At 68.2% G+C, this 19224-nt stretch carries 19 protein-coding genes and 3 pseudogenes; 9 read left to right on the forward strand and 13 right to left on the reverse strand.

The annotated features are described in order from the left end of the window. From ABZ904_RS45805 to ABZ904_RS45820, 4 genes and pseudogenes are all read right to left on the reverse strand, one after another. Positions 1–307, reverse strand: a 307-nt coding sequence (locus ABZ904_RS45805; RefSeq protein WP_361830052.1) for an epoxide hydrolase N-terminal domain-containing protein, incomplete at its 3' end; no start/stop codon positions are given. Between the two features lie 123 nt (positions 308–430). Then, positions 431–1618 carry an epoxide hydrolase gene (locus ABZ904_RS45810; protein ID WP_361830054.1) on the reverse strand — a complete coding sequence of 396 codons (1188 nt, stop codon included), beginning with the start codon at positions 1616–1618 and terminating at the stop codon, positions 431–433. A gap of 574 nt (positions 1619–2192) precedes the next feature. After that, a pseudogene (locus tag ABZ904_RS45815) lies at positions 2193–2465 on the reverse strand (hypothetical protein); the annotation flags it as partial. 647 nt (positions 2466–3112) lie between these two features. After that, positions 3113–3346 (reverse strand): zinc ribbon domain-containing protein, encoded by a 234-nt coding sequence (locus tag ABZ904_RS45820; RefSeq protein WP_361830056.1) that lies wholly within the window; start codon positions 3344–3346, stop codon positions 3113–3115. Here ABZ904_RS45820 and ABZ904_RS45825 point away from each other — a divergent pair. Continuing rightward, positions 3336–3653: pseudogene (locus tag ABZ904_RS45825) on the forward strand (IS200/IS605 family accessory protein TnpB-related protein); the annotation flags it as partial. The gene ABZ904_RS45820 and the pseudogene ABZ904_RS45825 sit on opposite strands and share 11 nt — an antisense overlap. A 71-nt stretch (positions 3654–3724) precedes the next feature. Here ABZ904_RS45825 and ABZ904_RS45830 read toward each other — a convergent pair. After that, on the reverse strand, positions 3725–4786 hold the full coding sequence (locus ABZ904_RS45830) for a hypothetical protein (protein WP_361830058.1): 1062 nt from the start codon (positions 4784–4786) through the stop codon (positions 3725–3727). A gap of 556 nt (positions 4787–5342) precedes the next feature. Between ABZ904_RS45830 and ABZ904_RS45835 the strand changes: the two genes are divergently transcribed. The 7 genes from ABZ904_RS45835 to ABZ904_RS45865 all read left to right on the forward strand — a co-directional run bounded on the left by ABZ904_RS45835 (position 5343) and on the right by ABZ904_RS45865 (position 10293). Beyond that, positions 5343–5816: a VOC family protein gene (locus ABZ904_RS45835; protein WP_361830060.1), complete on the forward strand. Its 474-nt coding sequence runs from the start codon at positions 5343–5345 to the stop codon at positions 5814–5816. Between the two features lie 490 nt (positions 5817–6306). Next, positions 6307–7746, forward strand: coding sequence for an NAD(P)/FAD-dependent oxidoreductase (locus ABZ904_RS45840; protein WP_361830062.1), 1440 nt, complete (start codon positions 6307–6309; stop codon positions 7744–7746). 455 nt (positions 7747–8201) lie between these two features. Next, positions 8202–8687 (forward strand): MarR family transcriptional regulator, encoded by a 486-nt coding sequence (locus ABZ904_RS45845; RefSeq protein ID WP_359410468.1) that lies wholly within the window; start codon positions 8202–8204, stop codon positions 8685–8687. Between the two features lie 147 nt (positions 8688–8834). Beyond that, positions 8835–9113, forward strand: coding sequence for a PAS domain-containing protein (locus tag ABZ904_RS45850; RefSeq protein WP_361830064.1), 279 nt, complete (start codon positions 8835–8837; stop codon positions 9111–9113). A gap of 5 nt (positions 9114–9118) precedes the next feature. Continuing rightward, positions 9119–9451: a hypothetical protein gene (locus ABZ904_RS45855; protein ID WP_361830066.1), complete on the forward strand. Its 333-nt coding sequence runs from the start codon at positions 9119–9121 to the stop codon at positions 9449–9451. 44 nt (positions 9452–9495) lie between these two features. Beyond that, complete coding sequence (locus tag ABZ904_RS45860) at positions 9496–9894, forward strand: hypothetical protein (protein ID WP_361830080.1); 399 nt, start codon at positions 9496–9498, stop codon at positions 9892–9894. Between the two features lie 84 nt (positions 9895–9978). After that, on the forward strand, positions 9979–10293 hold the full coding sequence (locus tag ABZ904_RS45865; protein ID WP_361830068.1) for a hypothetical protein: 315 nt from the start codon (positions 9979–9981) through the stop codon (positions 10291–10293). On the opposite strand, the gene ABZ904_RS45870 is transcribed toward ABZ904_RS45865, so the two are convergent. The 6 genes from ABZ904_RS45870 to ABZ904_RS45895 form a co-directional block, all read right to left on the reverse strand. Further along, entirely contained in the window at positions 10271–10756 is a 486-nt protein-coding gene (locus ABZ904_RS45870) for a lipocalin-like domain-containing protein (RefSeq protein WP_361830070.1), read from the reverse strand. The two genes, ABZ904_RS45865 and ABZ904_RS45870, sit on opposite strands and share 23 nt — an antisense overlap. Before the next feature lie 95 nt (positions 10757–10851). Continuing rightward, positions 10852–12429, reverse strand: coding sequence for an aldehyde dehydrogenase (NADP(+)) (locus ABZ904_RS45875; RefSeq protein ID WP_361830072.1), 1578 nt, complete (start codon positions 12427–12429; stop codon positions 10852–10854). Beyond that, positions 12426–13055, reverse strand: a complete 630-nt coding sequence (locus ABZ904_RS45880; RefSeq protein ID WP_361830074.1) for an isochorismatase family cysteine hydrolase — start codon at positions 13053–13055, stop codon at positions 12426–12428. Before ABZ904_RS45880 ends, ABZ904_RS45875 begins: the two co-directional genes overlap by 4 nt. 739 nt (positions 13056–13794) lie before the next feature. Next, positions 13795–14100, reverse strand: coding sequence for a carboxymuconolactone decarboxylase family protein (locus ABZ904_RS45885; RefSeq protein ID WP_359411135.1), 306 nt, complete (start codon positions 14098–14100; stop codon positions 13795–13797). Positions 14101–14547: 447 nt separating this feature from the next. Beyond that, entirely contained in the window at positions 14548–15225 is a 678-nt protein-coding gene (locus ABZ904_RS45890; protein WP_361830076.1) for an IS3 family transposase, read from the reverse strand. Between the two features lie 2 nt (positions 15226–15227). Continuing rightward, positions 15228–15416, reverse strand: a complete 189-nt coding sequence (locus ABZ904_RS45895; RefSeq protein ID WP_359411139.1) for a hypothetical protein — start codon at positions 15414–15416, stop codon at positions 15228–15230. Between the two features lie 324 nt (positions 15417–15740). Between ABZ904_RS45895 and ABZ904_RS45900 the strand changes: the two are divergent. After that, positions 15741–15932, forward strand: a pseudogene (locus tag ABZ904_RS45900) (RNA-guided endonuclease TnpB family protein); the annotation flags it as partial. Positions 15933–16023: 91 nt separating this feature from the next. Here ABZ904_RS45900 and ABZ904_RS45905 read toward each other — a convergent pair. Further along, positions 16024–17322, reverse strand: coding sequence for an MFS transporter (locus ABZ904_RS45905; protein ID WP_359411141.1), 1299 nt, complete (start codon positions 17320–17322; stop codon positions 16024–16026). Positions 17323–17776: 454 nt separating this feature from the next. Continuing rightward, positions 17777–18373, reverse strand: coding sequence for a sigma-70 family RNA polymerase sigma factor (locus tag ABZ904_RS45910; RefSeq protein ID WP_361830078.1), 597 nt, complete (start codon positions 18371–18373; stop codon positions 17777–17779). Between the last annotated feature and the right edge of the window lie 851 nt (positions 18374–19224).

The raw sequence follows: 19224 nt of genomic DNA on the forward strand, positions 1-19224 counted from the left end.
AGTAACGGGCAATCCGCTCCACCGTCTCCAGCTTCGTACCCTGCGACAGGTCGGCAACGGTCTCCTTCCCCGGCAGCCGCGCAGAAACGACACGCCGACGGAGGTCCGACAGGCCCCGCTCCGGGAAGTGGACGCGGAAGGGGCGGATCCTCGGGCCCGACGATGCGCCGGAGCCGGAGGGCTGGTCGGCTGCCGAGGCCGACGGGGCGGGAATCACGCCGAAGGACGCAGCCACCGCCGCAGCCGAAGCGGCAGCAGAGGTCGCGAGGAACTTCCGACGGGAGTGCGACGGAATGAGGTCAGACATGGTGGATCTCCTGAGGTGGTGGAAGCTCGCCCCACTGGACTGCGGATGCGGGGGCGGCCAGTTGGTGCATGTCATCTCTAGGCGCCAGCCGGATGCGGCGACCGTGGAGACCGGAGCCGGCGCTTAGCGCAGCGGCCGCAGGCCGTCGCGGAGTTCGTTGACGAACAGCGTCGGCTGCTCCCAGGCGGCGAAGTGGCCGCCGGTGGGGAGGACGTTGTAGTGGATCAGGTTGGGGTAAGCCTTCTCAGTCCAGCTCTTGGGAGCCTCGTAGATCTCGTGGGGGAAGACGCTCACGGCCACCGGCAGGGTGACGCCCTTGGACCCGAAGAACTGGTGCTTGTTCTCCCAGTACAGCCGCGCCGCAGAGACCGGGGTGTCGGTCAGCCAGTACAGCGTGACGTTGTTCAGGAAGTCGTCTCGGCTCAGGCCGCCGGGGTTGCCGGCGAAGGCCTGCGAGATCAACTCCAAGCTGGCCGTGTCGTGGTCGAGCAGGTAGGCCGCCAGACCGACCGGGGAGTCAGACAGGCCGGCCAGCGACTGCGGGCGCCGGCCCATCTGGTTCGCGTAGCCGACGCGCTGGTAGAAGAAGTCCAGCTGCGAGACCGCCCGCTTCTCATCGGCGGAGAACCCGGTGGTGTCGACCGGGTTGCCGACAAAGCACGCAGCGTCAACCGCAGGCGGAACCACACCGGCCATGTTGGTGTGGATACCCACCAGCCCCTTGGGCTTCTGAAGAGCCATCAGGTCCGAGATGACCGCGCCCCAGTCACCACCCTGCGCGGCGTACTTGGTGTAGCCCAGGCGGTTCATCAACTCGGCCCAGGCACGGGCGATACGGTCCGGACCCCAACCGGCGGTGGTCGGCTTACCGGAGAAGCCGTAACCGGGCATCGACGGAATCACCACATGGAAGGCATCCGACGCCTTGCCGCCGTGAGCGGTGGGGTTGACCAACGGGTCGATGATCTTCAGCTGCTCGATGATCGAACCCGGCCAGCCGTGGGTGACGATCAGCGGCAGCGCATCCTCGTGCTTGGAGCGCACGTGGAGGAAGTGGATGTCCAGGCCATCGATCTCGGTCATGAACTGCGGGTAAGAGTTCAGCTTCGCCTCGACCTTGCGCCAGTCGAACTCCGACGCCCAGTAACGGGCAATCCGCTCCACCGTCTCCAGCTTCGTACCCTGCGACAGGTCGGCAACGGTCTCCTTCCCCGGCAGCCGCGCAGAAACGACACGCGCACGCAGGTCCCTAAGCTCTGCCTCGGGGATCTTGACCGTGAACGGGCGGATCGCCCCGGACGTGGCGGACATTTTGGTCTCCTTGTCGTGCAATTAACGAGAGATCGGGCAGGTCTGTGCAGCGCTCCTGCCGATGTAAATGGAATGCGTAAATTCGCCCGTTCGAGAGGTGGCGAGGGTTGGCGGTGGGAGCACTACCGAGGTTCGGGTAGGCCTACTCCGCCGAGCTCTTCAGAGTCTGGCAGAGCTCGTCGGAAAGGACGCTCTGCGACCGGTCGGCGACGGGTCTCCTTCTCAGGCCGGCACGCGGCCTTGATACGCGCACGCAGGGCCCCCAGTGCCGCCTTGGGAACTCGAACGGGAATGGATCGCCGGCGTTCCGGGAGTGGAAGACATGCCGGTTTCCTTACTTTCAGAGTTGATGCCGGGTTCTCAGAAATTTCTCCCGAAGTGAACCGGGGCCTCTTCCTGCGGTCAGCGTGGATTCACCGCGCCACCCGGTCCCGTTCTGGCGACACCATCAACGTAGGACCCGGGCTGCCATCCCAGTAATCAGTCATGCGACTGTAGTCACTGAGGGGGATATTTCGATCACTTAGGTAACCGCATGAGTCCACAGGGCCCCACATCCACCTGCTCCATTGGCGGAGACTATGAGGTGCAGGCCCCGGATCGAGCCGGGGGCGGCGGCAGTCATCGCGTCGCCGAAGATGATCGAACACTCGGAGTCCGTAAAGCGCACCACTCGGCACCCCTCATTGGCCGTGCAGTCGACATCCAGGCGGAACCCCAGTGCCTCGCAGAAGCCCTTCGCCCGATCAACGTCGGAGACAGGCAGCACGATGAGTTCAAGCTTCCAATCATGGCGATGCCCTCGCTTCCAGCTCAACAGGTAGTTTGCGGCCCAAAAGGCACCCATACGCCCCTCAGTCAACGCGTAAAACCTATTGCCAACTTACCTCGCACACAAGTAACCAGTGCCCTCTTAGAATGTGGCAAAGGTCATATGCGTTTTCTCAATACCCATTCCAATGGCAGTTGAGGACGAGGGCAGCGCGGACGATGTCGCCGATCCGGCCCGTGCTGAGCGTGACGTCTTGAGCGCGCCAGCGTTCCTTGAGCTCGGCGGCGGTCCGCTCACCCAGCGCGCGAGCATGCCTAACCAGGACCTTCGTCATGCGAGTGCCGACGTGGAGGGCCTGCTCGGACTGGCCTTTGGGCGACGGACCGGAACGGCGACGCCGATGCCCGCCCCGATGTAGCCGTTGCCGAGACCGTAGTCAGGTCTCAATATTCCGGGCATTGCGGCCCGGAAGGTCCGTCACATCACCAAGTGTGAGGGCTTCGGCTTGAGTACGGTCTCTCGTTTCTGTCTGCCGCTGGTGCGGCAGGGCTGCGCCACCTGCCCGCCCTGCCTGTCCTGTCCGCGTCGGGTGGCGGCGACGGGTGGTGCGGGTCCTCTGGTCGGCTCCATCAGGCTTCGGCGCTGACACGCCCTGGTCTGCGGCCACTGCGGTACCAGTGACGGCAATCGCCGCAAGAGCGGCGAGGTTGCGGGCTGCGTTCTCATCCCGTTCCCTGACGAATGGGCATGCGTCGCAGTCGAAGATGCGGACGTGCAAGGGCAGTGTGGGCTTTCACCGCACCACACGCCGAGCAGGTCTTGGAAGAGGGGAACCAGCGGTCCGCGACCACCGTGCGGCAGGCATTGCGTCGGGTCTTGTAGGTGAGTTGGCGTCGGATCTCCCCGAAACCCGCGTCAGCGATTTTCCGGGCCAGACGCCGGTTGATCCCGCCCATCAAGACCGTGCCCCTGGATGTGGCCCGCGCCGGCGGGCTGGTCGGCGTGGACACCAACGCCGACCACCTCGCCGCCTGGCGCCTCGATGAGCACGGCAACCCGTGCGGCAAGCCCCGCCACTTCTTCTTCGACCTGTGTGGACCGGCGACACATCGCGACGCACAGGTGCGGCACGCGCTGATCCGGCTGCTGCACTGGGTCAAGCGGCACAACCTGAATATCGCGATCGAAGACCTCGACTTCAGCACGGACAAGACCCGCGAGAAGCACGGGCACCGCAAGCGGTTCGGCACGCTGATCTCCGGCAATTGGGAACGGTGTGCCACAGCAACCGGTCTATCTCGTCGGCATCGGGTGCACCCGCTTGGACGGGCCGGTCAGCGGGCGGGTGCGGCGTGGGCGTCGGTGCGCCCCAGGTCGATCAGCAGCCGCTCAAGGTCGGTCATCAGCGACCCGTAGACATGCCAGGCATCCGGGCGGGCCAGGGTGCCGTGTCCGACCAGGTCGGTCATGGCGTCATGCCAGGACTGGGCGCGGTCCAGCGCCCCGCGCAGCCGCTCACGGGCGTCGTCCTGGTCGGCTGGCTTTGGCCCGTGCGGCGCGGCGAACGCCTCCACCGCGTCGCCGGCCAACTCCAGCAGTTCGGCGTAGCGCTCCAGGAAGACCGGGCCGAGGCGGCGGCCGCCCCTGTCGTCGGCGCTGTCGGCGAGGGTCCGGGCGATGCCGCGGATCTGGAAGGAGACGCCGTGCAGAGCGTGCCACAGCTCACTGTGAGCAGCCGATCCGCAGCGGCCGAGGGCGCAGCGGGTGTTCCAGCGCAAGGACTCCTGGCCCTCCTCGACGTGCTGCTGTGTCTCACCGACCAGTCGCTCCAGGTCGCGGGCCTGCTCCAGCCAGACGTCGGCCCGGTCCAAGGCCCGGCGTTCGCGCAGGCCGCCGCCAATTTGACAGAGCAGCACGCCCATCGACCGGGCGAGATCGCGGATGGCGGTGTCGGACTGGGCGAGGTGTAGTGGCGGCAGGACCAGGGCGTTCACCGTCATGCCGATTGCTCCGCCCAGTACGGTGCCGATCGCCGCCAGGATCGCATGGTCGACCGGGGCCGCGGCGGCCGCGGCGAGGGTGAGCACCGCGCTGGAGGCGATCTGCAGGCGGTCGTCGGAGGCCCGGCGACCCGCGGTGACCAGGGTGATCGCCAGTACGGCGGCCACCGCTCCGACGGCCGAGCCGAGCAGCCAGACCACCAAGAGCGCCAGCGAGGTCCCGGCGATCCGGGTGAAGGCGCTGTGCAGGGCCCGGTTCACCGAGCGGTAGACGGTGGAGGTGTTCACCATGAGCAGCGCACCGGCCACGGCCAGGTACTGGTCCTGCGCGGGCAGCCAGCGGACGGTGGCGCCCCACGCAAGCAGCGCGGCGATCAGACTCTTGAGGACATGCACGGCGGCGTGGCTGGCGCCCGAGCGAAACGTGCGGGCCCACGAGGACACCCCCCACGACGCAGAGCGCGCAAAATAAAAACGCACAAAAGGTAGAGTGCCACAGGCGTACTTGATCGGCGGGTGGCCTCCACCACAGCCGCCCGTGCCGGGTATATGCGGCACCGGCCCGCTTCAGCGAGCCTGCTTGCGACCCCTGGGCGCGGGGCACCATGGCACCTGCCGTGTCTCCTTTGTCACAGTTGCCACGCACAAACTTTGCTTGTGCACTCGGTATATTCGGTGCAGGCCGGGGACGACAGCTGTCCGGCACCGCTCTCCCGCCATGGCTCCGTCCTCGCGACGGACTCGGCTACGAAGCCGTTGGCGAGCGGTTGGCCCACAGGCCGCTTTCGGTGCATCGCCCCGGGCCCGATCACGAGAATCGGCCCGTGCGCTGCCGCCCTTGGGCCATTGCCCTGTCCACCGCGACGGCAGCAACGACGGACACCCCTGCGTCTGCTGCACCCGGGTTCTCGGCCGACTGCACCCAAACGACACCAGAAAGAAAGACATCCTCATGGACCTGAAGCTTGAACTCCTCGTGTTGCCCGTCTCCGACCCCGACCGGGCCAAGGCCTTCTACGAGGCTGTGGGGTTCCGCCTGGACGTGGACTACACCGACAACGAGGAATTCCGGGTGGTGCACTTCACGCCGCCGGGCTCCGAGTGCTCGATCATCTTCGGCGACGGGATGACCACCGCCGCGCCCGGCTCGACCCAGGGCCTGTACCTCATCGTCTCGGACATCGAGCAGGCTCACGCGGAGCTTGTCGCCCGCGGCATTGAGGTCAGCGAGATCTTCCACGACGCCGGCGGCTTGCTCCACCACGGCCACGATGCCGGAGACGTCGTGCACAACGGCCCCGGCCAGGAGCGGCTGGCCGGCCTGCACCCCGACCGCGCTTCCTACGGCTGCTATCTCACCTTCAGCGACCCCGACGGCAACGGCTGGGTGCTCCAGGAAGTGAAGCAGCGGCTCGCCGGCCGTTGACAGCACCGGCGCGAGCGGCCGTGACCGTCCCGGACCACGGCCGCCCCCTTCAGCCCGAGTGCATCACCGGCAAACCCGAACCGGACCCGGCAGCAAGCACACGGCGACTACCGAAACGTGCGCCGGGCAGCCCGGTGCTCGGGTGCTGACGCCGGACCGTTGGGCGTGCAGGCACACACCACCGCCCAGCGGTCCGGCCACCACACCGCGTCGGCCGCACAGCCGGACGGATCCGCCCATGACCAGCCATGTCCGTCCTCGGTGCGGCAGACCTCCGCCCGCCCGGCAACGGCCGAGCAGCAGTTACGTGGCCACCGGCCGCAGGCCACGGCCCGTTCCTTCAGCCACCCCGAGTTCGACCTCGGGAACCACCGAACCACCGTCACCAAAGCGGCAGCACGTCCCTTCGGCAACGAACCGTCATCCAGCAGACACCGCCACGGGCACGAGGCCAAGACAGCTGACTGGGTGACACAAGAACGGAGCAGTGATGAACGAGACAACCCGCACCTACGATGTGATCGTCATCGGCGCGGGTCCGGTCGGGGAAAACGTGGCCGAACGCGCCCGCGCCGCCGGGCTCAGCACCGTGATCGTCGAACGCGAACTCCTCGGCGGCGAGTGCTCGTACTGGGCCTGCGACCCCAGCAAGGCCCTGCTCCGGCCGGTGGTGGCCCACGCCGACGCACGTCGCATACCGGGCCTGCGCCAGGCGGTCACCGGGCCCCTGGACGTCGCCGCGGTCCTCGCCCACCGCGACGCCATGGCCTCGCACTGGAAGGACGACGACCAGGTTGACTGGCTGAACTCGGTGGACGTCGACCTGATCCGTGGCCACGGCCGGCTCGCCGGCATCCGCCAGGTCGCCGTGCAGACTGCCGAAGGCCACACCATCCAGCTGACCGCCCGGCACACCGTGGCCATCTCCACCGGCACCAGCGCCGCCGTGCCCGACATCCCCGGAATCGACACCGTCCACCCCTGGACCAGCCGCGAGGCCACCAGCGCCGATGAGGTACCCGGGCGCCTCGCCGTGGTCGGCGGCGGCGTGGTGGCCGTCGAGATGGCCACCGCCTGGCAAGCCCTGGGCTCCCAGGTCACCATGCTGGTCCTCGAGAACGCGCTACTGGAGCGGATGGAGCCGTTCGCCGGCGAGATGGTCGCCGACGGACTGCGCGACGCCGGCGTCGACATCCGCCTCGGGATCTCCGTGACCTCCCTCGCACGTGAGGGCGGCAGGGGCGGCGAGGTGCGGATCACGCTGTCGGACGGCAGCGAACTGGCCGTGGACGAGATCCTGTTCGCCACCGGCCGGGCCCCGCGCACCGCCGACCTCGGCCTGGAGAGCGTCGGCCTCACCCCCGGTGACTGGCTCACCGTGGACGACACCTTCCGCGTGACGGCCATCGCCGACGGCTGGCTCTACGCCATCGGTGACGTCAACCGCCGCGCCCTGATGACACATCAGGGAAAGTACCAGGCCCGGATCGCCGGCGCCGTCATCGGCGCCCGGGCCAACGGCGAGCCCGTCGACGACACTGCGTGGGGCGCCCACGCCGCCACCGCCGACCACACCGCCGTCCCCCAAGTCGTCTTCACCCACCCGGAGGTCGCCGCCATCGGCCTGACCACCCGCGAGGCTGAGCGCAATGGACGCCGAATCAAGGTCGTGGACTACGACCTCGCACACATCGCCGGCGCCCACCAGTACGGCGAGGGCTACCGCGGCAAGGCCCGCATGCTCATCGACCTCGACCGCAACACCGTCGCCGGAGTCACCTTCGCTGGCCCCGGCGTCGGCGAACTCGTGCACTCCGCCACCATCGCCATCGCAGGTGAAGTCCCGCTGGAAAGGCTCTGGCACGCCGTCCCCGCCTTCCCCACCCTCGGGGAAGTCTGGCTCAGGCTCCTCGAAACCCACCGAGGCTGACCACCGCACCGTTCCCCATCAGTAAGGAAGTGGGGCCTGGACTCACTGCCTGGCATCGCGCGCATCCCGAACGGTTTTGGGTGCGCCGGTCGCCCACGTTCCTTGATCTCTCCCTGTCCAGACGTGTGACTCTGGGTTTCCTCACACCCAAGAGCACGCCGGTCGGTCTGGATCATCCAAGGCCGTGCACACCGCTCCGGTGTGCACGGGCGTGTCGTCCGTCGCCGAATCGGGTGCCCTTGGGCGCGTCGTCCGATCGCGAAGCTCGCCCATCGGGAATTTCGACCCGTACTCACGGAGCGAGGCGATGGCACTGCAGTACGCCGCAGCCCCGCGCCCAGCACCCCCCATCGCCAGTTTTCCTTGTGTACGATATAAAATTGAGCATTGAACCGTTGCGCCACTTGTTGGAAGTAGTCTTGCGAGTGAAGGACCAGCGGGAGAGAGGAGCCGTGATGAGTGACACCGCGGGGGGCACTGAAACAGACGTCGCGCAGGTCCAGGCCCCCGAGGGCAGCCTGCTCCTCGAGGACCAGATGTGCTTCGCCCTGTATGCGGCGCAGCGGGCGCTGACGAACCGCTACCGTCCGTTGCTAGAGGAGCTCGATCTCACCTATCCCCAGTATCTGGTGATGCTGGTCCTGTGGGAGCACGGCGCCGTCCCCATCAAGACCCTGGGCACACTGTTGCAGCTCGACTACGGCACTCTGACGCCGCTGCTCAAGCGTCTGCAGGCGCACGGGCTGATCCGGCGCGAGCGGCAGGCGAGCGACGAGCGCTCGGTGCAGATCACTCTCACCGCGCAGGGGGTCGAGCTGCGCGAACGCGCTCGCGCCATCCCCGCCGCCATAGGGGAGGCCGTGGGCCTCAGCGACTGGGAGGTCGGCGCTGCCAAGTCCCTCCTAGAGCGTCTGACCGCCAACGTCACCGCGCACGGCTGACCCAGCTGCCCCTGTTGCCAGTCCGCCGTCAGCAGTGCCCCGGCGGGTGCCGCACAGCGGTTGCCGCGTGAGCCGGGCCGGGGCTTTCTGGGAGATGGGCCGACCGGCGTATCTGCCGGGCAGGGATCCAGGCGGTGGTGCTTTCGGATGCCCGGCAATGACGTGCTTGCGCTCATTGATGAGGGCCGTCGAGTGGTCGAGTGGGGACGTGTGGCGGAGGAGCTGTTCGGATGGTCCGCCGAGGAGGCCGTCGGCCAGTCTCTGACCATCCTCATGCGCGAGGTCGCCACGGATGACGACTGGCGGCGGGAGCGGTTCTTTGAGACGGCCGTGGGGTTAGGTCACGCCGGTACTGCAGGGCACCTTCGTGGTGTGGCAGGTGATCACTGCAGGATGCCGTCTCTCGGCAGGACAAGGCGGTCTTGAAGACCGTGTTCTCAGACTTCGCGGTGGAACTGTACGTGCTCGACGAGCGGCTGCGCGTGGTCCGCATCTCGCGCGTCCTGTCCGGCCTCCGGCCGCGGCTCGAAGAGGACGACGTCACGGTGGCGTCCGCGATGTGTGCTCATGCCGCACTGTGCATCAACAACGCCCGCCAATACATGCGCGAATGGATCATCGCGTCCACTGTCCAGCGCAAACTTCTGCCCCGGTCGCCGACCACACAGACCACCGTGGAGATCCCCCACCGCACCTTCCCGGCCCTCAGGGCGGCGGCGCGTGGTACGACGCGATCGGGCTGCCCGGCGTGCGGACCGCGCTGATCGTCGGCGACGTGGCAGGGCAGGGCATCGCCGCAGCCATCACCATGGGCCTGCTGCCGACAGCCGTCCACACACTCGCGGCCCTGGTCCTGCCGCCCGACGAGCTCCTGGCTCGCCTCAGCGACACCGCAGCCCGTCTGCTGTCCGCACGCGCCGCGATGCCTCCCGTGGACCCCCTCAACCTCGAGCCGCTCACCGCCAGATGCGCCATCGCGATCTACGACCCAGTCGAGCTCACCTGCACCATCGCCTGTGTGTGTCCGGATGCACGACAGCTAGTCGCCGGCACGCGTGCCGGCGACGGACGGACAGGCCACCAAGGCGGCGGGGCCCGCCGAGGCCGGTCTCCGGGCCGTCGAAGAAAAGGCATCGCGACCTGCGGCCCGGCTGCCGGCCGCGCGCCGCCCTCCCCGTCACCAGGCGGCCCGGAAAGTGGGGCATGACCGAGGCCTGCAACCCCGCTGCACGGCAGTTCCGCCGGTCGGTCCCTCCGGTGACTTCCTCTTTCGAAGGCTGGGCGGACACCCGTGTCCGCGTCGATCCCCGCCTCTCGCATCCGCCGGATCCTCGCCGACCTGGACCTCGAGCCGCACAAGGTCCGCTGGCCCAGCCGCCGCGACATCGCCTACCTCTGGGAGCGGGCCAAAGACACCTGCGAGCTGTACCGCGGCCCGCCAGCCGGGGCGATCGTGCTGTCCGTCGGCGGGAAGGCCGCGATCCGGGCCCGCGAGCGCCGCCACCCCCTGCCGGCCCCCGGTGTCGGGCCGGGTCGTCCGACGCGGGTTCGGGTACCGCCGCCACGGCACCGTGCCTGGGCGGTCAGGCCGGCTTGCACCAGGTGAGCTCGGCTGTGCGGTCCGCGCCCCACAAGCGGACGGGAGTGGCGATGCCGAGTTTCAGGAGCGCGCCTTCGAAGCTCACCGTCCGGATCTGGGACCGTCCGATCCAATTCGGAAAGAGACTGGTGGTGACGTGGTGCTCGACGGTTGCGGGGTCGACGACTTCGAACAGTCCGCCGTAGGCGACGTAGCCGACCGCTGCCTGGGCCAGTTCTTCCGCCGCCACGTCCTCGAGGCGATCCGATCCCATGGGGGCGCGGTCGCCGCGGCCCAACTGGGCGGACATGTATCCCTGGGGGGTGTAGACGATCAGCCCGTACGGTGCGGCGCCGAGGGGGCGGATGACCCGCCCATCGGCGCCCGTGGCGGTGTACGACACGAGTTCCCATGCACCCAGCAGTTTCCTGCGCACGTCTTCACGGGCCTCGCCGTCGCTGCTTGCGGCCGCCTGGTCGGTGGTTGTCATGCAGGGGCTCCTTCCGTCCGGGATAGCGAAGCGGCCCGGCGCCGGGCCGGCGCCGGGCCGGGCCCCGTTCGGTGGGACGGGGCCCGCGGTACGCGTCAGTGCTGGCCGAGTTCGCCATCGACGAGTCGCCACAGATGCAGTGGGTTGGCCTCGCGCAGCGGCTGCGGCAGGAGCTCGTCGGGGAAGTTCTGGTAGGTGACCGGGCGCAGGAACCGCTCGATCGCGCTCATGCCCACGGAGGTGAAGCGGCTGTCGGAGGTGGCCGGGAACGCGCCGCCGTGGGTGGTGGCGTAGGAGACCTCCTGCGGGAGCGAGAGGGCGTTGATCACGATGCGGCCGGTGCGGCGCTCCAAGATCGGCAGAAGCCGTGCGGCGGCGGGGTGGTCGGGCGCGTCGGCGTGCATGGCGGCCGTGAGCTGTCCCCGGAAAGCGCGGGCCGCCTCAAGGAGTTGATCCACGCCGGACAGCCGGATCAGCAGGACGGCAGGGCCGAAGACTTCCTCGCGCAGGTCCGGTTCGGCCAGGAGCTGGTCACCGGTGACCTCGTACAGCTGGGACTGGCCGTCCCATGCGCGGGTCGGGGCCGCTCCCGCGCCGATCAGGGTGGCGCCGCGCTCCTCCATCCGCTGCACGTTGCGGGTGTAGGCGTCGTGGATGCCCGGTGTGAGCATGGTCCGTGCGGCCACCTTCTCCACTTCGGCCGTCGCAGCCTCGCGCAGCTCCTGGAAGCCGGGCCCGTCCACGGCGAGGAGAGTGGCCGGCTTCAGGCAGGCCTGCCCGACGTTGTACATGGCACGCTGAATGAGGCCGCTGCCGATCTCCGCGCCGCGGGCCGCCAGGGCAGCCGGCAGCACGAAGGTCGGGTTGACGCTGGTCATCTCGGTGAACACGGGGATAGGGTCGCGACGCTGCTGGGCCCGGCGGTACAGAGCCATGCCGCCGCCCTCGGAGCCGGTGAAGGTGACCGCCCGGACCAGGGGGTGGTCCACCAGCGCCTCGCCGATCTCGTTGCCTGCGCCCCGGATGAGGGAGAAGACGCCCTCGTGCAGTCCCGCTTCGGCGACGGCCTGCTGGATCACGCGGCCCTGGATCTCGGAGGCACCGGGGTGCGCGTTGTGGGCCTTGACGATGACGGGGCAGCCGGCCGCCAGGGCCGAGGCGGTGTCGCCGCCCGCCGCTGAGTAGGAGATCGGGAAGTTGCTGGCGCCGAAGATCACCACGGGGCCGAGGGCCACCTTCTGCAGCCGGTGGTCCATACGCGGTGTGGGCTGGCGGTCCGGCTGTGCGGGGTCGATCGCCGTCTGCAGGAAGCGGCCCTGACGGACAACCGTGGCGAACTTGCGGAACGCGCTTGCGGTCCGCAAGGTCTCTGCCTCGAGATGAGCAGCGGGCAGGCCGGTCTCCAGCGAAGTCCGGGCGGCGAGCTCGTCCTTGACCGCCTCGAGCTTGTCCGCTATCAGCTCGAGGAGCGCGGCCCGCTCGGCCAGGCCGGAGTGGCTGTAGCTGTCGAAGGCCTCGTCGGCGAGGCGGACCGCACGGTCGACCTCGGCCGCGCCGCCGAAGGCGAACTCGGGCTCGATGAGCTCTCCGGAGGCAGGGTTGAGCGCCGTCATCGTCCCAGCGGTGGCCGGCACACAGGCCGCCCCGATCAGCAGTTCTCCGGTCAGTGTCATGCGTGCGTTCCCTCGAATGCGGTGGTGAGCTCGTCCGTGGTGACGATGGCGTGGGCGTAGGTGGGGCCGTTCAGCTCGTGGGCGGCGTGCATCATCTCGGGGAGGAACGCCGCGGTGGCGTCACGCACGAGCGTCACGTGGTAGCCGAGCTCCATGGCATAACGGCCAGTGGACTCGATGCAGGTGTTCGCCAGCACGCCGACGAGCACGACGTGGGTGATGCCGTGCTGCTTGAGCTGGAAGTCGAGGTCGGTGTTGGCGAAGCCGCTCTGCGACCAGTGCTCATGGACCACGACGTCACCGGGCTGCGGCTGGAAGTCGGGGTGGAACTCCCCGCCCCAGGTTCCGCGCGCGAAACTGTGACGCTCCATGATGGCGCGCTGGGTGGGGTTGGGGTGCTCCCACGTCTCGTAGTCACCGGGCGTCCAGCGGCGGTGCGGAACGAACACCACACGTGCGCCTGCCTCACGGGCGGAGGCGACCGCGGAGCGCAGGTGGTCCAGCAGGCCGACCTCGTTCGCTACAGGCCCGAGACGCGGCCAGATCTTGCCGCCCTCGGACAGAAAGTCGTTGTAGGGGTCGACCAGCAAGACCGCCGTACGGCGCGGGTCGTAGGTCTTGGACACACTATCTCCTCGAACGGCACTTGCCATGTCAACAGGATTACACAGATAATCCTGAGATCAAAAACTCCATCTTAGGTGGCCTTTTCACTGCCACCGTCAGCCGCTTGACAACATCCGCACCCTGGCGGCGTATGCTGCATACCGCCAGGGGCGGCACGGGTTTCCCTTACTTTCAGAGTCGATGATGCAGGTCCCAGGAATTTCCCCTAAGGCGAACCGGCCGTCTCTTCCTGCGGTGAGCGCGGATTCGCCGCCCGTTCCCGCTCTGGCGACACCATCAACAGTAGGGCCGGGCTGCCGTCCCGGTAATCTGTCATGCGACTGTAATCACTGAAGCCGAGATTTCGATTGCTTAGGTAACCGCATGAGTCTGCGGGCCCCCATCTCCCTGCTCCATGTCGGAGACCAGGCCCCGGGTCGAGCCGGGGCGGCGGGTAGTCATCCCATCGCCGAAGATGATCGAACACTCGAAGCCCGGCGGCGTGGAACGCACCACGCGGTACTCCCCCTTGGCCGTGCAGTCGACGTCCAGGGTCTGTACGGTCTCCGGCGTAATTGATGATCAAGGAAGAGACATCAAGTGACTGACACCGCGGCCGAGTCCGTGGGCGTCGGTGACCAGCACCGAACTCCTCCCGGACACCGCCTGGTTGATGCCCGGCCGCCACCCCCGGCATGCACCGGCGGCCGGGCTTGGCCGCCACCGCCGCGGACAGCACCGGGCGGGAAAGCCGCTCCCTCAGTCCTTGTAGAGGTGCGTGGCGTGGGTCACAGCGCTGCCGGCGCGGATCGCCGCGGCCACGATGGCAGCCTCGGTCAGCTGCGCGTCATCAGCCCCGGCCTGGCGTGCGGCTGTGGTGTGCAGCTCAATGCAGTACGGGCACTGGGTGGTGAGCGCGACAGCGACCGACATCAGCTGCTTCTCACGGACCGTGAGCGCCCCCTCGGCAAAGGCCGCCTCCTCGAACTCCCAGAATGCCTTCATGGACGCCGGAGCGTTCTGGTCCAGCTTCTTTAGACGCTTGAGATTCTTCATGTCGAACATAAAAAGCTCCTAACCTCGCCGTCGTGTGCCGGCGATGCATTCCGCAGAAACGATACGGATGTTGTATCGGTCTCTAGCGGATCAATCTGGATGTCGTTCAACATACACGATAGATGATGGCAAACATCCAGATGTGAGGAGGCCCACGGCATCGGCGTCACGTGCCCGGCTGCCACTGGCCTTCGTCCGCGGGCCGCAACCGCCTTCGAGCCCGGCATTCGGCCCGCCATCCAAGAGCCCGAACAGCCTGCCGGTGCCAACGCGCGAGAGCAAAGGAAAGAATGATGGGCATCAAAGGGTCAGTGGCCCTGGACACGGGGGCCAACCGCGGCATTGGCCGTGCGTTTGCTCGTGCGCTGATCGAACACGGGGCGAGCAAGGTCTACGCGGGCGTCCGCGACCCTGCGACAGTTGTCGACCGGGACGTCACTGCGCTGCGCCTGGACGTCACCAAGCCCGAAGTCCGCGAGGCTGCTGCTGTTGCAGCCTCCTGGGTCGGGCAGCCCCTGTTCCCTGGCTATGCCGCGCCAAGGCAGCGCAGTGGTCCTTGACCGACGCCCTGCGGCAGGCGCTACGCAAACAGGGCACTTTGGTGGTGGGGTTCACACCGGTTTTGTAGACACGGACCTGAGCGCCTGAACGGACGCGCCGAAGATCAGCGCGGCCGACGTGGCCGAGCAGACCGTGCAGGCCCCGGCCCACGATCGAAGCGAAGTCCTTGCAGACGAAAAGACCAGGCAGGCCAAGGCCGCTCTGTCGTGTCAATCCCCTGGTTGCGTAAAGACGTTGGTTATGCGGTCCGGCCTTCCTGATCGCCGGCGCCGCTCGCTGACCCGCCATGATCTCGGCGACGGCGTTCTGCGACAACTGCCAGCCCTCCTCCCACAAGTCCAGCGTGACCCTCGGCGAGCCGTACGTCTTGCCCGAACGGTCGAAGAAGTAGCGGATCCGCTCCGCCAGCGCCGCCCGCCTGGCCTCGCGCTTCGTCGGCTCCAACGGCCAACGGCACCACTTGTAGAACCACCTTTCCGACACGCCGAGTGCCCGGCGGGAGGTGCGGTGCGGAACGTTGTGCACGGTCTTCTGGTCGCTGATCACCCCGACGACGTCCGCCGGGTCCGCCACAGCTACTTCACCCCCAAGACCATGCAGCGTTTCAGCACATCACGCTCCATGGCCAGCTCCTTGTTGTCCTTCTTCAACTGGGCGTTCTCCCGCCGCAGCCGCGCAAGCTCCTCGCTCTCACCAGCCGCCCCGGTCCCGCCTGCCCTGCGGGCCGGGACACCCAACTGGCCGGCGCGGGTCGTCGATCCCAAGGTCCTTCGCGACCTGCGCGATCCACTTCCCGGTCTCGGTGACAATCCGCACAGCCGCTCACCGAGACATAGGCATGTCTCAGCGATCCACCCATTCCGGGGTGGAAGTCCCGTACCACCCGAAAGGAGGCAGGTCATGGGTACATGCTTCGCAGCCGTCCGTCCGGCATACACCTGGTCTTACACCGGCTCCACGTGCGGTTTTACGTCTCCGAGCCGCTCCCGGCGACGACGGGCCGAAGCCAGCGCATAAGGCGTTTTTAACCTGCCGCCGCAGGATCCGAGCGCCCGACGGGCTTGGCTCTCGCCGACCGGGCATCCCCCAAGACGTCGATGGCCCGCAAGGCCGCCGACGCGGCGATCGGCGCCACCAAGGCCGCACGGGTCGAGATGGGCCGCAAGCACGGGCGCGATGTGCGCCTGACACACCCCGCGCGCCCCACCATGGACTGCGCATCGTGCGGAGTGAGAACCAAGCACGCACTGCCTCTTTCGGAGAGAACGTATGCCTGCACCCGGCTGGCACCGAGGGCGTAAGACCCGCTGAGGCGCCGCCTCAGCGGGCTGCCTGAGCCAAAAATCCCCTCCCCTTCGCGGAGGGGAGCATTCAATCTCCAGGCCGGGAGGCTCGTCGGGACCGAGCCAGCGCAAGCAGCGCCGCCACCGCCAGCACGATCATCGCGATACCGTAGTCCCTGGTCGCTCCGAGCAGACCCGCGCCGTGCACGGTCAGGAAACCGGCGGCCACGACCGGCACACCGAAGCCGAGGTACGAGATCACGTACAGCAGCGACAGCACACCAGCTCGCTCGTGCGGCGCGACCCGCGAGGCGACCGTGCGGATGCCGCCCTGGAACCCGGAGCCGAAGGCGACACCCGAGATCGCGGTGCCGACGAAGAACAGCGGCAGCGACTCCACGGCGAGCGCGAGGAGGGTGACAACGACGCCCACAGGCAGCGCGCCGATCCCGATGATCATCATCGTTCCCGGCTGAGCGTTGCGCAGCACGACCACCGCCAACCCGGCGACGGTGGCCTGCACGAAGAGGTTCAGGCCCCCGAGCACCTCGGTGCTGCCCCCGGTCAGCTTGGCGACGAGCGCGGGACCGAGTGCGCCGTACAACCCAGCCAGTGCCCACCCGGCGAACAGCACGGGAGCCGCGACCAGCATGTGCGCGCGGACCGCCCGCGGCAGCTTGAACTCGGGCCAGAGGCTGGCCAGCGCGCCCGGTGCCGGCGTGACCGTCTCACGCATCAGTGCGACGCCTATCGCCTGCAGAGCGAACACCGCCAGCAACAGAAGGTAGACGAGGTGCGTGGGCGCCGGCAGGTAGCGCACCAGCAGCGCCGACATCAGCGCGCCGCCCCCCGTGCCGATGGTCGGCGACACCGCATTGGTCAACTGGCCACGCCTGGCGTCGATGTCGAGCATGCCCGCGCCGACCGCGCCGATCGCGGCGCCGGTCGCCAGGCCCTGCACGACGCGGGCGACCATCAGCGAGGGCACGCCGTCAGCCGTGGCGAACACCACCATCATCCCGACCTGGATCAGCAGCGCCACCATCAACACGGGCCTGCGGCCGACATGGTCGGACAGCTTGCCCACGGTCAGCAACGACACGAGCACGGAAACCGCGTAGACACCGAACACGATGGTCGTCGTGATCGGCGAGAAGCCCCATCGTGCCTGGTACAGGGCGTACAGCGGCGTCGGCGCGCTGGACGAGGCCAGCAGCGAGATGAACACCGAGGCCAGCAGGTACAGCGCCGGTGTGCCGGACAGGCGCCCGCCTCTCGGCTCGGACCGGGTGCCGGCCTCCAGCCCGTCATCGATCTCGCTACCGACCTCGCTGCTGCGCGCGGACCGGCTCGCCTGGGTCGTGGCCGATCTGGTGGCCCGGCTCATGTGCACACTTCCAATCTTGAGTAGACAGGTCTGTCTGATATGTCAAGCCAGTGCCTCATGTCGCGGCACCAGCGGTCGTCCAGGCGGGGGCAGCCCTGCCCTCGCCGATAACCCCATCCGCCCCGGTGGGAATGGGTGAGCGATGATTCGCCCCATGTCTGTCGCTGCGTCAAAGTCGGCGCTCTGGGAGGACTGGCCGTTAGCTCGGCATGATGATCGGCCGTGCCGCTGCGACTGGCATTGCGGGTGCCGAAAACCCACCCATCACCAGGCCACGCCCTGGGCCGAGTTACCCGGGCAACTTCACAGGGCCACGCCGGCCCGGCCGATCCAGGCCATCACCCCCTGCCCGTGCAGCCGCTCCACGTCGACAGCCGGCGCTGCGGATTCGTCGTCCGGCGAGCGGCGAAGTGCCTGCGGGCAGCAGCCGGGAGAGGGGATCCCGAGGTCCTCGTCAGGCGGGGAGGCCGTGTCGACGTGCGGCGTCGGTGAGCAGCCGGAGCAGGTGTTGCCGTCCGTGGAGCAACCGGGATGCCGCGGTCTCCGGAGGGATACTCAGGATCTCCGCGATCTCCCGGTGCGTGAAGTCGTCGACGTCGGCGAGGTGCACGACTATTGCGACCTCCCGCGGGAGTTGCCGAAACGCTGCCTTCACCTCCGGGTCGGACAGCCGGCCGACGGCCTGCGTCTCAACTGTCGCGAGAGCGGGGGTCGTGGGGTGCTCGGCTTCCGACCGGCCCGTGGAGGCGGTCCGGTGCGGCTGACGCTGCCGCCGGCTGCAGGCGTCGAGCGCGAGCGCCGTGTGTGCCAGGACGCGGAACAGCCAGGCCTTGAGACCGGTCCGGCCGGTGAACGCGCCGAACGCTTCGAAAGCGCGTAGGTACGTCTCCTGGACCAGGTGCTCTGCGGCTGCGCGGTCGCGAGTCAGCTGGAGCGCGGCGGTGTACAGCCGGTCGAGGAACGGCAGAGCCTCGCACTCGAACCGCGCGGCGAATTCGACTGGATCCGGTGCAGCAGCGGGAAGCCGGTAGTTCGCAATGCCAGGGCACATCGGATCGAGGATCTCCGTGCTGCCGGTGCCACCGTCAGCACGGATGCGTCGCGCCGCAGGGGCTTGCCGTGGGCTTCGCCGGCTGCCCTGGTCGTTCATGTCGTCCGCATGCCGTGTCCGGACGGGACACCCGGTCCGGAAGGCCAGCCGCGTCACCTCTGCCTCCGTGGAGAAGCGAGAGCTTCGAGCCGGCGATGCCGCCCTTGGCCGGGAAGCCCGAGGTCCCGCGGGCGTTCGGACGCTGCCGGTCCACGGTGCCGGCCCTTCGCGGGGTCGGCGAGTTCCGGCGGGCACGGGGCATCGGCGCCCGCAAATGCGGATTGGGGCATGGCACTTTCCAGAATTGACACAACAGAATCCTTTCGGCAGGTCGAACGGACTGCCGAGAAGTATGGGAATCGCCTCATCGGTGCGGCTCAGCGCCGGAAAATCCGACGGCGGCAACTCCTGGGGCCCGACTGCATCCCATCTCGGGCTTTCGCGGCGTGAATGCGCCGATCCGCCGTTCCGGTAGGTCCGCGACCAGGCACGGATGCACGGCTGTGCGCACGCCCTCCGACGCCGGTCACGTCCACGAGGGTGACGCGGCCGCGCAGCTCGTTTCCCCTGGGGCGAAGGACCTGGTCGTCTTCCGCCGCCGGACGGCGGCGTGCTTTCACGCCGTCCGCCCCTGTTCGACGCTTCAATACTGGGGTGCGGACTGCCGTCCCGGTAATCCGTCACATGACTTCGGTTGCCCAGGGTGCGATGTCGATTGCCTAGTGTCCCGCGCCTGAAATTCATTTTCTATGTTGTAGATTGGTGGGGTGGCGAAGTCAGGGCGGCCGAAGTCCGAGTTGGTGTTGAGCGAC

It is taken from the genome of Streptomyces sp. NPDC046900 (assembly GCF_040644975.1).
Classification (GTDB): Bacteria; Actinomycetota; Actinomycetes; order Streptomycetales; family Streptomycetaceae; genus Streptomyces.